The sequence below is a fragment of the Saccharothrix sabaoui genome (assembly GCF_051756985.1).
GTDB lineage: Bacteria > Actinomycetota > Actinomycetes > Mycobacteriales > Pseudonocardiaceae > Actinosynnema.
Genome location: NZ_JBPKJK010000118.1, coordinates 15,748 through 28,539 on the forward strand (window position 1 = coordinate 15,748; position 12,792 = coordinate 28,539).

Here is a 12,792-nt window from a genome sequence, read left to right on the forward strand (position 1 = left end):
GGTGGCTTGGGCGGTGGCGGATAGCGGCAGGCGGCGGTGGGGCAGGTGGCGGTGGGGCGGGTGTGGGGTGATCGAGGAGGTGGGTGGGGATGGGGCGGGCCTGGGTCGTTTCGGCGTCGATATCTCTCAACCGATGGGCGAAAGCCCGTTTACGTACATGTTCGGCCCGATGATCACCCGATCGTGTCCGCCGCCCACCCCCCACCAGCAGTTATTGGCCGTTGACCAGGGCTGCCAACTCGGCCAGGCGCCGGAGTTGCGCGGTGCGCTCGGCGGCCAGCTGGGCTTCTTCCGTCGCCCCGTCGGCGGCTGCGGCCAGGAGGGCCAGGGTCTCGCTCGTCGCTCCCGGCAGGGGGCGGAGGACGGCGGTGGCCAGGTCGTCCACCGCACGGTCCAGGTCCGCCTGCGGCACTACGGTGTTCGCCAGGCCGATGCGGTGGGCTTCCTCGCCACCCACCCGGCGGCCGGTCAGGCAGATCTCGGCGGCACGGGAGTAGCCGACCAGGCGGACCAGCGGCAGGGTGCCGCCCAGGTCGGGGACCAGGCCGAGGCCGGTTTCGGCCATGCAGAACTGGACGTCGTCCGCGACGACGCGGAAGTCGCACGCCAGGGCCAGTTGGAACCCGGCGCCGATGGCGTGTCCGTGCACCGCGGCGATCGTCACCCTCGACGGGTCGCGCAGCCAGGAGAAGCCGCGCTGGAACTCGGCGATCAGGGCAGCGCCTTCTTCCGGACCCCGGCGCGTGATCTCCGCCAGGCCCGGTTCGCCGTCGACCGGTTCGCCGGTGAACATGCGCCGGTCGAGTCCTGCGGAGAAGGCGCGACCGGAACCCCGGACGACCACGAGGCGGACGTCCGGGCCCAGCTGCTCCCCGATCGTCCGCAACGCCACCCACGTGGAGGGCGTCTGTGCGTTGAGCACATCGGGACGGTCGAGCGTGATCGTCGCGCGCGCCCCGTCCACGACGAGCCGCACGCCTCCGCGTTCCAGCAGGTCGGCGTCGATGGCGGTCGGTGCCGACATGGGTGGACCTCCGGGTTTCGTCAGGCGCCGTCTCTCCTCGGCGCCATGGGTTACCGGAGGGTAGCTTACTTCTTCTTCGTGCGGGTGGCGCCACCGCGACCGCGCAGCTGCACACCGGATTCGCTGAGCACCCGGTGCACGAAGCCGTAGGAGCGCCCGGTGGACTCGGCCAACGCCCGGATGCTCGCGCCCTTTTCGTACTTCTTCTTCAGGTCAGCGGCCAGCTTGTCCCGCGTGGCGCCGGTGATCCGGGCGCCCTTCTTCAGGTCAGCCACCTTGTCCCGCCTTCCGTAGACAGCAGGTCGGGCCTTCGTAAGCCCCTGTCGTCGCAATGATCGAACACGACGAGCAAGAACGCCAGGTGATCAAGCGAAATGATCTGCGAGCGGTCGTGCGGTAACACACAGCCGATCAAAGCTCACTTTGAGGTGTAGAACGCGAAAACCCTTGGCTCAGGCCAACTGCACGAGTTCCAGGTACTCCGCGGACCAGTGATCCTCCGTGCCGTCGGGGAGAAGGATCACCCGCTCGGGCTCAAGGGCCTCGACGGCACCCGGGTCGTGGGTGACGAGCACGACGGCCCCCTCGTAGCGGCGGAGCGCGTCGAGCACCTGCTCGCGGCTGGCCGGGTCGAGGTTGTTCGTCGGCTCGTCGAGCAGCAGCACGTTCGCCGCGCTGGAGACCAGGCCGGCGAGCGCCAGGCGGGTCTTCTCGCCACCGGACAGGGTGCCCGCGGGCTGGTCCAGCTGCTCGCCGCTGAACAGGAACGTGCCGAGCAGCGACCTCAACTGCTGTTCCTGCACGTCGGGGGCGGCGTGCCGGATGTTCGCCCACACCGACGCCTCGTGGTCGAGGGTCTCGTGCTCCTGGGCGAAGTAGCCGAGCTTGAGGCCGTGACCGGGGACGACCTCGCCCGCGTCGGGCGTCTCCATGGAGCCGATCAGCCGCAGCAGGGTCGTCTTGCCCGCGCCGTTGAGGCCGAGGATCACCACGCGCGACCCCCGGTCGATGGCCAGGTCGACGCCGGTGAACACCTCCAGCGAACCGTAGGACTTGCTCAGCCCCTCGGCGGTCAGCGGGGTCCGGCCGCACGGGGCCGGCTGCGGGAAGCGGATCTTGGCGACCTTGTCGGCCTGGCGGGTCTCCTCCAGGCCGGACAGCAGCTTCTCGGCACGGCGCGCCATGTTCTGCGCGGCGACGGCCTTGGTGGCCTTCGCGCGCATCTTGTCGGCCTGCGCCATCAGGGCGCCGGCCTTCTTCTCGGCGTTGGCGCGCTCGCGGCGGCGGCGCTTCTCGTCGGCGGCGCGGGCTTCGAGGTACTTCTTCCAGCCCATGTTGTAGATGTCGACCTCGCCGCGCGTGGCGTCGAGGAACCACACCTTGTTGACGACGTCGTCGAGCAGCTCGACGTCGTGGCTGATCACGACCAAACCGCCGTCGTGGCTCTTGAGGAACCCGCGCAGCCACGCGATCGAGTCGGCGTCGAGGTGGTTGGTGGGCTCGTCGATGAGCAGGATCGTGCTGGACTTCGCGCCGACGCCCGCCTCGGAGGCGGCGAACAGGATGCGCGCCAGCTCGACGCGGCGGCGCTGACCGCCGGACAGGGTGCGCAGCGGCTGGGCCAGCACGCGGTCGGCGAGACCGAGGTTGGAGCAGATGCGGGCCGCCTCGCTCTCGGCCGCGTACCCGCCGAGGGCGGCGAACCGCTCCTCCAGTCGCCCGTACTTGCGGACCGCGGCCTGGAGCTCGTCGTCGTCCACCAGCTCGGCCATGGCGGACTGCATCTTCTCCATGTCGCGGAGGAGCTGGTCCAGGCCGCGGGCGGAGAGGACGCGGTCCTTGGCGATGACCGACAGGTCGCCCTCGCGCGGGTCCTGCGGCAGGTAGCCGAGGTCGCCGGTGCGGCGCACCTCGCCCGCGTACGGCTGGCCCTCGCCCGCGAGGACGCGCAGCGACGTGGTCTTGCCCGCGCCGTTGCGGCCGACGAGGCCGATGCGGTCGCCGGGCTGCACGCGCAGCGTGGCGTCGGAGAGCAGGATGCGCGAACCCGCGCGCAACTCGATATCGGTTGCGGTGATCAAGGTCATACTCCGGGGTGTGGTGGTCAGGCGGGGTCGACGGCGCAGCTCGCGCGGACCTACTCGATCAAGACGACCACACCACCAGTCTACGGGGTGTGCGCCACCTGGTTAACCACGTGTGTCCACCGGCATAGATTGCCCGCATGACTTCGGACTTCACGGGCAGGGCGGCCCTGGTCACGGGCGCCAGCCGGGGCATCGGGCACGGGATCGCGGCGGAGCTGCTGGCGCGCGGCGCGTCGGTCGCGATCACCGGGCGCAAGGCGGAGGCGCTGGCCTCGGCGGCGGAGGCGCTGGTGTCGGCGACGGGGGTGTCGCCGGACCGCGTGCTGGCGGTGCCGGGCAACGCGGGCAGCGCCGAGAACCGGGCGGAGGCCGTGGACGCGGTCGTGGCGCGCTTCGGCCGGTTGGACGTGCTCGTCAACAACACCGGCATCAACCCCGTGTTCGGGGCGCTGATGGACGCCGACCTCGACGCGGTGCGCAAGATCTTCGACGTCAACGTGGTCGCGGCGCTCGGGTTCGTGCAGCTCGCCTGGAAGGCGTGGATGCAGGAGAACGGCGGGGCGGTCGTGAACATCGCGTCGGTGGGCGGCCTGAGGTCGACGGGCGCGATCGCGGCGTACGGGGCGAGCAAGGCCGCGCTGATCAGGTTGACGGAGGAACTGGCGTGGCAGCTGGGGCCGAAGGTGCGGGTGAACGCGGTGGCGCCGGCGGTGGTCAAGACGCGGTTCGCCGAAGCGCTCTACACCGGGCGCGAGGAGGAGGCGGCGGCCGGTTACCCGATGAAGCGGCTCGGGACGCCGGAGGACGTGGCCCGGCTGGTCGCGTTCCTGGCCTCGGACGCGGCGGAGTGGATCACCGGGGAGACGGTCCGCGTCGACGGCGGACTGCTCGCCACCGGCAGCCTCTAGCCCTCCGGGCGGGCGACCCGGGGCGATCTCGCGGCGGGGCTTGCGACTCCGGTCGCGGGTCCCGCCGTTCGCGTGCGGCCCGGGCGGTCAGTTGCCGACGGTGGTGGGGAGGGCGGCGGTGCTGGTGATGCTCGGCGGTCCGGTGGTGCGGGTGGTGGCGGGCGGGTACGCGGTGGGGAAGACGGGGACCGTCGAGGCGTTCGGGGCGGGGCGGCCGGTGGTGGCGCCGGGTGGGGTCGGCGCCACCCGGGCGGTGGTCGGCGGCAGGGCGTCCGTCGGGGACGGGGCACCGGTGGGGGTGGCGGCGGACGTCGTCGGGCTCGGGGCCGTCGTGGTCGAGTGGGTGGTGGGGTGGGGTGGACCCCCTGGGGGGGTGTCGGCCGGCCTGGGGCTCTGGTTGAGCGCGAACGTGACCGCCACCACGACGAGCGCGGCGGTGCCGGTGCCGGTCGCCGCCACGGCGTAGCCGCGACGGCGGCGCCTCACGCGCGTCCCGTGGTGGACGACGTCCACGGCACCGAACGTGCGCGGCAGGGGGTGGACGTTCAGCTCCTCGAACACCTTCTTCAACTCGTCCTCAAGCACCGCGCGACACCTCCTCCCACAACTCGCCGAACTCCCGGCCCAGCCTCTGCCGCAGCGCCTTGAGCCCGCGGTTGGTGTTGCTCTTCACCGTGCCGACCGAGCACCCGAGGGCCGCGGCCGTCTCCTCCACGCCCAGGTCGTGCCAGTACCGCAGCACGAGCGCCGCGCGCTGCTTGGCGGGCACGGCGGCGAGCGCCTGCCACACCACGAGCCTGTCCTCGCTCAGCGCTCCCGCCGCCGGCACCTCCGGCAGCGCGTCGGTGAGCTTCTCCCGTTTCCACCGCACGCGGCGGCGTTCGGCGAGGAAGGTGCGCACCACGATCTGCCGGAGGTAGGCGTCGAGCCCTTCGCGGTGCGCCATCCCCGGCCCCGCCAGGTAGAGCTTGAGGAACGCGGACTGCACCAGGTCTTCGGCCTCGTGGTGGTTGCCGCACAACAAGAACGCGGTGAAGCGCATCGAGTCGGCGCACCGGTCGAAGTGGTGGGTGAACTCCGCGTCCCAGCTCACGCGATCAGCCCCCGGAGGGCACCACGGAGGTGGGCCTGACCGGGTGCGTGGTCGGCGTCGGCCGGGGACCCGGGGTGATGCTGACCGTCGGTTCGGGCCTCGTGGTCGCCGTCGGCCTCGGGGTCACCTCGACGGACGTGGGCGCGGGCGTCGTCGGCGGCGCGGTGGTCGGCCTCGGGGTCACCTCGATCGACGTCGGCGAGGGCCTGGTGGGTGCGACGGTGGTCGGCCCGGGGGTCACCTCGATCGACGTCGGCGCGGGCGTCGTCGCGGGTGGCGGTGTCGTGGGCAGCAGCGACGTGGGCGGCAGCGACGTGGGCGACGGCCTGGTGGTCGTCGGGACGGCGGGCGCCTCGTCACCGCCGCCGGAGGCCAGCGCGGGCACCGCGATCGCCAGACCGCCGACCACGACGGCCCCTGCCGCCAGCACGAGTCGTTTGCGCAGCACAACTGCTCCTCGGGGTGTGCGGGGCACCGCCGGTCGGCCCCCCTCACCCTTATGAATGCGGTCGGGGTGCGCGGGGGTTGTCACGAGTTCGGGGAAAGTTCCCGGACCACGACCTCGACCGAACGGGCGCGCACCGCGGCCTCGTCCAGCACGGCCCGCCGGGGTTCGGACACGTCCAGCACCCGCGGCGACGCCTTGGCGAACACCCCGACCAGCCGCCGGTCGGCGCGCAGCGCCTCCAGCGCCTGCCGGTCACCGCCGAGCACGACGGCGTCCAACTCGTCCACGCGCGGCACCAGCACGCGGGCCGCGTCGTCGGCGGCGGCGTGCAGCGCCACCCGCGCCTGCCCCTCGCGGCGGCGCGCGAACCGCTGCTGCGACCACCCGCCCGCCTTGTTGCGGCCGTGCACCTGCCGGCTGTCCGTGGCCGACACCAGCACCTCGCCGTCCCGGGCCACGCCGACGCTGTGCCCGCCGAGCCGCACCAGCAGCAGCCCCACCAGCCGCGACGCCTGCGCGGACGCCAGCAGCGCGTCCAGCACCAGGCCGTCGAACACACCCGGCGGACCGAACCCGCCGAAGACGGCGGCCACCGCGGCCGACGTGCCGTCCACCGCGGTCACGACGACCTCCGACGCCGTCACCGAGGTCGCCGCCACACCCCCGTGGCGCGCGGCGAAGCGCGTGAACCAGCCGTCCAGCCGCTCGGGCTCGACCTCGACCGCACGCCCCCCGCCCGCGACCGGGCGGACCCGGCTCACCCGGGCGCGACCGCCACCCACACGGGTAGCGGGTGCCCGCACTCGGCGGGCGAGAGCCGCTGCACGGCCCCGAAGCCCGCGTCCAGCAGCGACGCCGAGATCTGCTCGGGCGAGAGCACCCGGTGCCGGGTGGCCACGCTGTTCGCCACCTCCCACGTGTCCGGTCCGCGCACGAGCCGCACGACCTCCAGGGAGTAGGACTCGCCGTCCGGCGCCCAGTCCCACAGCTGCACGGTGACCTGGCGGTCCGGGCCGCGCCCGCTGACCCTGGGCGGGGGCGCGGTGGGCCGCATCCGGCTGAGCCGGTCGAGCTCGGGGACCGCGGCGACGAACAACCCGCCGGGCCGCAGCGCCTGCCTGGCCAGCAGCAGCGCCTGGGCCAACGCGTTCTCGTGGGCCAACCGGGGCAGGAGGTCGTCACCCGCGCGGACCACGTCCACCGGCTCCCCGCCGAGGTGCCGCACGACGTCGAGCAGGTCGAGCACCGCGTGCTGCCCGGCGCCGAGCACCGCGGCGACCACCTCCGCCAGGGGGTCCTCCGGAAGGGGTACGAGGTCCTGGGCGGCGGTCACCGGGCACACAGTAGGCCCACCGGATCGCCCGCCGCCAACGACCCGAGCCCGCCGGGGCGCGCGCGGGCGATCACCCGCGTCTACCAGGCCCGGGGCGATCCGCGCCACATCCCGGCACCGGCGTTGCACAACGTTACCGACGGGTTTACAAAGGATGGAGCACGGGGATTCACCACTTGACAGAACGATGCCCACCCCAGTGAACTCGTAACCCGTACGGCCCAATCAATGACTCCACCCGGAAGGCATCAACGACCTGCTTTGGCGGGTAGGGTCACTGGGGCGTGATCTCATGACAGCGGGGAGTCACAATGACCAACGCTGCCGGTCGACCGAACCTGTCCGTCGACGAACTGGACTCGACGGGCCACGGCAGTCTTGCGCAGCTTCTCACCACGGGGCCCTTCCCCGAGGCGTTGAGGGCCGCTATCAAGGCGAGCAGGCTGAGCCTCGACCGCATCCAGCACCGGCTCGCCCTGCGAGGGGTCACCATCAGCGTCGCGACGCTGAGCTACTGGCAGTCCGGCCGCCGTCGACCCGAGCGACCGGAGTCCCTGGAGGCGCTGCGGCACCTGGAGACGGTCCTCGGCGTGCCGCAGGCGGGCCTGTCCGCGCTGCTCGGGCCACCTCGCCCGCGCGGCCGACGGTCCCGACCGACGACGATGATGCCGATCGACGCCCTGTGGGCGCGCCGCGAGCGGGTCGCCAACCTGCTCGCCCAGGTCGACACGACCTCCGACGTCAAGCTGGGCCGGATCAGCCAGCACGACCGCATCGAGATCGCCGCGGACGGCGGCCAGCGGTCGGTGTGGGTGCGCCAGATCCTGCGCGCCGAGCAGGACGGCCCGGACCGCTGGGCCCTGGTGTTCGAGACCGAGCAGGCCAACGTGCTGCCGGAGGTCGTCAACCTGCGCAACTGCCACCTGGGCCGGGTCGCCGAGGACGCCGACGCCAACATCATGGTCGCCGAGATGATGTTCGACCGGCCCCTGACCAGGGGCGAGACCATCATCATGGAGTACGAGCTGCTGTTCGCCGAGGGCCACTACCCGGCGGGCAACAACACGTTCGCGCGCAAGTTCCGGCTGCCGGTGCGCGAGTACGTCATCGAGGTCCGCTTCGACCCGTCCAACCTGCCCGCCCGCTGCCAGCAGTTCAGCGTGCCCGCCGGTGACGACACCCCGTCCCGGCGCCGCAACCTCGCCCTCGACAACGCGGGCGGAGTGCACGCCGTGGCGCTCGGCTTCGGGCCCGGCGTGTTCGGCATCCGCTGGGAGTGGCCGAAGTAACGGATGTAAAAAGGGCCCCCGGGAGCGTGCTCCCGGGGGCCCTTTCGTCATCTCGTCATCACACGTAGCCGTTCAGCTTCAGCGAGACCGAGCGGATCGAGCCGCGGTCGGCCGCCGCCGTGTCCACGGCCTTGAACACCCACGTGCCGTCGACCGGGTCGGCGAGCAGGGCGTTCAGCGACGTGCCGGGCCGCCACGTCCCGGTGAACGGCGCGTTCGCGCTGGTCACCGACGAGAAGGCCCGCTCAGCGGAGTCGTCGAACACGACCTGGCACAGGTTCGACCCCGTGCCGCCGTTGCGCTGGAACACCGTCGCGGTCTTGCCCGCGGGCGAGGTCAGCGTGCCGACCAGGTCACCCACGAACGTGTGGTCGATGCCCACCGTCGTCGAACCGTCGGTGTTCGGGGTGCACGTCGCGCCGTCGACCGAGAACGCGATCTTCGCGCCCCGCCCGACACCGCTGACCGGGATCTGCACCGACACACCGGTGGCGTCGTTGTCCGGGATGGCCACCACCGGGCCGGCGTAGGCGAACGTCTTCGTCTCGCGCGACGGCTCGCCCACGTTGAGCGTGAAGCTCGACGAGGTCGGCGAGGTCGAGCCCGCGTACGTCACCCTGGCGTCCAGCTTGATCGCCGAACCCACCGGCTGCGACGCCGGCACGGTCACCTTGAACGCGTTGGTCACCGTCTGGCCGACCTCGACGTTGCCGTAGTACTTCGACCGCGGCGCGATCACCACGCCCGCCGAGGGCGTGGTCAGCACGAGGCTGGTCGACGCGGCCGTGCCGTCACCGACGTTGGTCACCGGCACCGTCACCGTGGCGGTCGTGCCCGGCTTCAGGTACTGGCTCCCGTCCGCGTCGTTCACCACCGACGGCTTCTGGGCCCTCGCCAGCGGCTGCGGCGAGGCACCCGTGTAGGCCAGCGCCAGGTCGGCGCGGACGACACCGGCACCGGTGCGGTTGTCCACACCGGCTTCCACCAGGTCGATCGCGGTCGCGGTGAGCGCCTGGCGCACCTCGGCCGGCGCCAGCCCGGGGTTGCCGGACAGGATCAGGCCCGCGATGCCCGCCGCGTTCGGGGCCGCCGCCGACGTGCCGAAGAACGGGTCGAAGCCCGGCGCGGTGGTCGAGACGCCGTCCGCCGCGGTCAGGTCGGGCTTCTGCCGGACCTCCTCGGCCGGGCTGCCGTCGGGCGCGAAGAACACGCGACGGGGACCGTCCGAGGTGAACCGCTCCGGCTTCTGCGTGCCGTCGAACGCACCCGGGTACGGGCCGCGCGGGTTGGCCGGGTCACCCGGCTCCAGGTCGAACGGCAGCGGGTCGGCCGCCGGGGCCGCCGCCACGCTGACCGCGCCCTTGGCCGCCGAGTGGCCGCGGGTCACACCGGGCGTCGCGAACTTCTTCAGCCCGTCCGAGGAGTCCTTGAAGCGACCGCCGAGCGCGGTCAGCGACAGGTACTTGTCCTCACCGCGGAACTTGACCACGGCCAACCGCAGGCCGGCCGCCGACGCGGGCGTGTTCAGCCGCTCGTACGGGTCCTGCGTGCCGTCCTGCACGCCCTGGCTGAACGCCACCACGTTGCCCTGCGCGTTCGCCAGGTACAGGTCGTAGTCGTTGAACGACGACGCCAGCGGGTCCGCCCAGAACAGCGTCACCGGCACGTTGCCGGAGCTCTCCGACAGCGGGTTGAACACCTGCTTGGCCGACGGGGCCGGGTTGAAGTCGTGCGCGGTGCCGGCGAACTTGCCCACCCCGACGCCCGAGTCGACGAACTGGCCCTCCCAGTGGCCCGAGGTGCCGTCCGCGACGTTGCCCTCATTGCCGGCGGAGGAGAAGAACAGCGCGCCGTCCGCGGCGACCGCGTCCACCGCGCGGGCGATGACGCCGTCCTGGAACGGCGACTCGTTGAAGTACAGCACGTCGTCGACGATGACGTCGCAGCCCAGCGTGAAGCGCAGGGCGCGGATGTTGTCGGCGAAGCTCGCGTCACCGTTGAACGCGGTGGCGAAGCCCAGGCTCGCGTTCGGCGCGATGTCGTGGAGGATCTCCAGCATCGCCGTGCCCTCGTCGCCGGAGCCCTCCTGGCCCGGCAGCACCTCGACGGCCGGCAGCTCGCCCGCCGCCTGCGACAGGGCCAGCGTGTCGACGCCGTCGGACAGGGCGCACAGCTTCACGCCGGTGCCCGTGACGCGGAACTCGTCACGCGCCGTGTCCGCCGCGTGCGCGCGGTCACCCTGGTTGGTGACGGCCGCGATGCGCGGCGACGCCAGCGCCTCCCGGGTCTTGGTCTCGATGTCCTGGGCCTTGTCCTCCTTGGAGGGGGCCTTCTCGACCGACTTCGGGTCCTTCACGTGGAACGTCTTGGCCTCGACCGCGGCTTCCACCCGGCGCACGTCGCCGCGGGCGGAGAGCTTGGCGAGGGAGTTGAGGGGCAACTGGGCCCGGATCGTCCTGCCCTCGGTGGAGACCGAGCGGACGCCGCCACCCGCGGAGCGGACGGCGTGGACGAGGTCGTCGGTGACCTTCTCGGCCCTGATGTCCACCAGGACCTGGTTGCCGTCCTGGACCTTCACCCCGGTCTGGAGGGCCGGGAGCCTGCTGAGCGTGCCCGCACCGGCACGGCGGCGCTGCTCGACGACGAGCGCGCTGTCCACCTTGGACTCCGAGGCGGACAGGGACTTCTTGATCTCCTGGAGGGTCGCGATCTGAGCGGCGGTCCGCTCGTCGACCCCCTTCGACGCCTTCGGCGGGTCGGCCGAGGCGGGTGAAACGACCCCCAGTGTCAGCAGGACGGCGGCACCGGCTGCGATCAGGGCGTTTCTTCGAGACCGGCGTATCGGTGAGCGCACAGGCGTCTTCCCCACGTTGAGCGTGCCCCCGACGCACGCGGCCACCGATCGGATGACTCCGATCGAGGGGTCAACGTATTGCGCACGCCCAAGTACCGTCTGCCACCGTTCGGCCTACTTCCCAGGTGTTAGGACCCATCACATTTCACAGTACAAAAGCATCTGTCCACAGTTGACCGGTTCGTCCGGACAGTGCGTCGAGGAGCGCCGCGGCCTGGTTGTCGGTCAACGAGGCGATGAAGTCGACCACCGCGCGCCCCCGCGCCAGCGCGCGCACCGCGTCCGGACCGGACGGTGCGTCACCGGTCGCGCCCACCAACGCCGACGGGTCCGTCCTGGCCAGCGCCGCGTACTCGTCGCCGGCCAGCTCCACCAGGTCGTGCAGCCGGCGCGGCAACCGGTTCGCCTCGTGCCGGTCGGTCACCCACTGCTCCAGGGCCTCGACCAGCGCCGTCAGCAACCTCGCCTGACCGCGCTGGTGCAGCGCCAGGTCCGGGCGGAGCAGCACGAACCTGCGGTGCACGAACTTCAGCACCTGCACCTCGTGCCACTGCGGCACGGCCAGCACCACGTGCCCGGACCGCGTCGTCGGCTCCTCCACCACCCCGACCGAGTCCACCAGCCGCCGCGTCCAGCGCGCCGAGAACCCGGCCACCGCCTGCTCGGCCTCCACCGACCCGTCGAACGGCACCGCCAGCAGACCGTCCACCAGTTCCGCCCGCACCTTCGACACCGCCCGCGCGAACACCTCGTCGTCCACCGCCCACGAGTCCTTGGCGTGCAGGCGGCGGCGCAGCGCCTCCAGCGACCGGCCGGGACGGCGCTCCTGCGCGGCCAGCTCCGCGGCGCTCAACCCGGCCAGGTCCACCGCCTCGTCGAGCCACGTGCCCAGCTCCGCCGCGACCGTCGCGTGCTGGAGCACGCCGACGCGGTAGAAGTCCTCCAGGTCGTGGATCGCGTAGGCGATGTCGTCGGCGGTGTCCATCACGGACGCCTCGACCGTCTGCTGCCACGACTCCAGCCGACCCGAGTAGAACGCGCGGGACTGCCGCACGTCCTCCATCTCCGTCACGTACGCGGAGAACTTCGCCGATCCCGTACCCGGCGCGTCGGACGGCTCGGCCGCGCCCCTCGGCGGCTCCGACAGGTCCTTGGGGTGCGGGTGGGGGTGCGACAGGCGCGTCCACGGGTACTTGAGCATCGCCGCCCGCACCGCCACGGTGAGGTCCAACCCCACCGCCGCCGGGCCGCGCACGTCCGTGGTCGTGACGATGCGGAACGACTGGGCGTTGCCCTCGAACCCGTCCGACAGGCCGAACCGGTGCCGGGCGAGGCGGTCCAGCACCTGCTCGCCCAGGTGCCCGAAGGGCGGGTGGCCGAGGTCGTGCGCCAACGACGCCGCCTCCACCACGTCCGGGTCGCACCCGCCGAGCTTGTCGAGGAGGTTCGTCACGTCCGGGCGGGCGTTGAGCCGCTCGGCGATGGCGCGCGCCGCCTGCGCGACCTTCAAGCTGTGCGTGAGCCGGTTGTGCACCAGAAGACCGGAACCGGTCGAGCTGACGACCTGCGTCACACCGCCCAGGCGGGCGAAGAACGGCGAACTCGCGACCCGGTCCCGGTCGACGCGGAACGGACTGGCGGCCAGGTCGGCCTGGACGGCGGTGTCCCCACCGGACCGGCGCGCGGTCCGCGGGTCGACGTTCTCCTCGTGCATGGGGAGAAAATAACCCAGAAAGCCCTCAGGGGCACTCGATGA

The 12,792-nt window shown here is 72.3% G+C and carries 12 protein-coding genes; 2 read left to right on the forward strand and 10 right to left on the reverse strand.

The window, feature by feature from the left end:
• Positions 1-211: 211 nt before the first annotated feature.
• The 3 genes from ACR807_RS29375 to ACR807_RS29385 all read right to left on the reverse strand — a co-directional run bounded on the left by ACR807_RS29375 (position 212) and on the right by ACR807_RS29385 (position 3,105).
• Positions 212-1,024 (reverse strand): enoyl-CoA hydratase/isomerase family protein, encoded by an 813-nt coding sequence (locus tag ACR807_RS29375; protein ID WP_438924693.1) that lies wholly within the window; start codon positions 1,022-1,024, stop codon positions 212-214.
• 65 nt (positions 1,025-1,089) lie between these two features.
• Positions 1,090-1,299, reverse strand: coding sequence for a helix-turn-helix domain-containing protein (locus tag ACR807_RS29380; RefSeq protein WP_015103570.1), 210 nt, complete (start codon positions 1,297-1,299; stop codon positions 1,090-1,092).
• 177 nt (positions 1,300-1,476) lie between these two features.
• Positions 1,477-3,105 carry an ABC-F family ATP-binding cassette domain-containing protein gene (locus ACR807_RS29385; RefSeq protein ID WP_438924701.1) on the reverse strand — a complete coding sequence of 543 codons (1,629 nt, stop codon included), beginning with the start codon at positions 3,103-3,105 and terminating at the stop codon, positions 1,477-1,479.
• Between the two features lie 143 nt (positions 3,106-3,248).
• Here ACR807_RS29385 and ACR807_RS29390 point away from each other — a divergent pair, with 143 nt between their 5' ends.
• Entirely contained in the window at positions 3,249-4,019 is a 771-nt protein-coding gene (locus ACR807_RS29390) for an SDR family oxidoreductase (protein ID WP_438924694.1), read from the forward strand.
• 87 nt (positions 4,020-4,106) lie between these two features.
• Here ACR807_RS29390 and ACR807_RS29395 read toward each other — a convergent pair whose 3' ends face one another.
• From ACR807_RS29395 to ACR807_RS29415, 5 genes are all read right to left on the reverse strand, one after another.
• Positions 4,107-4,604 carry a hypothetical protein gene (locus ACR807_RS29395; protein ID WP_438924695.1) on the reverse strand — a complete coding sequence of 166 codons (498 nt, stop codon included), beginning with the start codon at positions 4,602-4,604 and terminating at the stop codon, positions 4,107-4,109.
• Positions 4,597-5,112 (reverse strand): SigE family RNA polymerase sigma factor, encoded by a 516-nt coding sequence (locus tag ACR807_RS29400; protein WP_438924696.1) that lies wholly within the window; start codon positions 5,110-5,112, stop codon positions 4,597-4,599. Before ACR807_RS29400 ends, ACR807_RS29395 begins: the two co-directional genes overlap by 8 nt.
• 4 nt (positions 5,113-5,116) lie before the next feature.
• A complete protein-coding gene (locus tag ACR807_RS29405) occupies positions 5,117-5,560 on the reverse strand; it encodes a hypothetical protein (protein WP_438924697.1) in 444 nt (147 codons plus the stop codon).
• Between the two features lie 80 nt (positions 5,561-5,640).
• A complete protein-coding gene (locus tag ACR807_RS29410; protein ID WP_438924698.1) occupies positions 5,641-6,321 on the reverse strand; it encodes an acVLRF1 family peptidyl-tRNA hydrolase in 681 nt (226 codons plus the stop codon).
• A complete protein-coding gene (locus tag ACR807_RS29415) occupies positions 6,318-6,893 on the reverse strand; it encodes a hypothetical protein (protein WP_438924699.1) in 576 nt (191 codons plus the stop codon). The genes ACR807_RS29410 and ACR807_RS29415 overlap by 4 nt, the downstream gene beginning before the upstream one ends.
• Positions 6,894-7,204: 311 nt before the next feature.
• On the opposite strand from ACR807_RS29415, the gene ACR807_RS29420 reads away from it, so the two are divergent.
• Positions 7,205-8,182, forward strand: coding sequence for a helix-turn-helix domain-containing protein (locus ACR807_RS29420; protein ID WP_306746808.1), 978 nt, complete (start codon positions 7,205-7,207; stop codon positions 8,180-8,182).
• A 58-nt stretch (positions 8,183-8,240) separates the two neighbouring features.
• Here the strand turns inward: ACR807_RS29420 and ACR807_RS29425 are convergent, their stop codons facing one another.
• Both ACR807_RS29425 and ACR807_RS29430 read right to left on the reverse strand, forming a co-directional pair.
• Complete coding sequence (locus ACR807_RS29425) at positions 8,241-11,036, reverse strand: S8 family serine peptidase (protein WP_438924700.1); 2,796 nt, start codon at positions 11,034-11,036, stop codon at positions 8,241-8,243.
• Between the two features lie 145 nt (positions 11,037-11,181).
• On the reverse strand, positions 11,182-12,750 hold the full coding sequence (locus tag ACR807_RS29430; protein ID WP_438924702.1) for a deoxyguanosinetriphosphate triphosphohydrolase family protein: 1,569 nt from the start codon (positions 12,748-12,750) through the stop codon (positions 11,182-11,184).
• Positions 12,751-12,792: the final 42 nt, after the last annotated feature.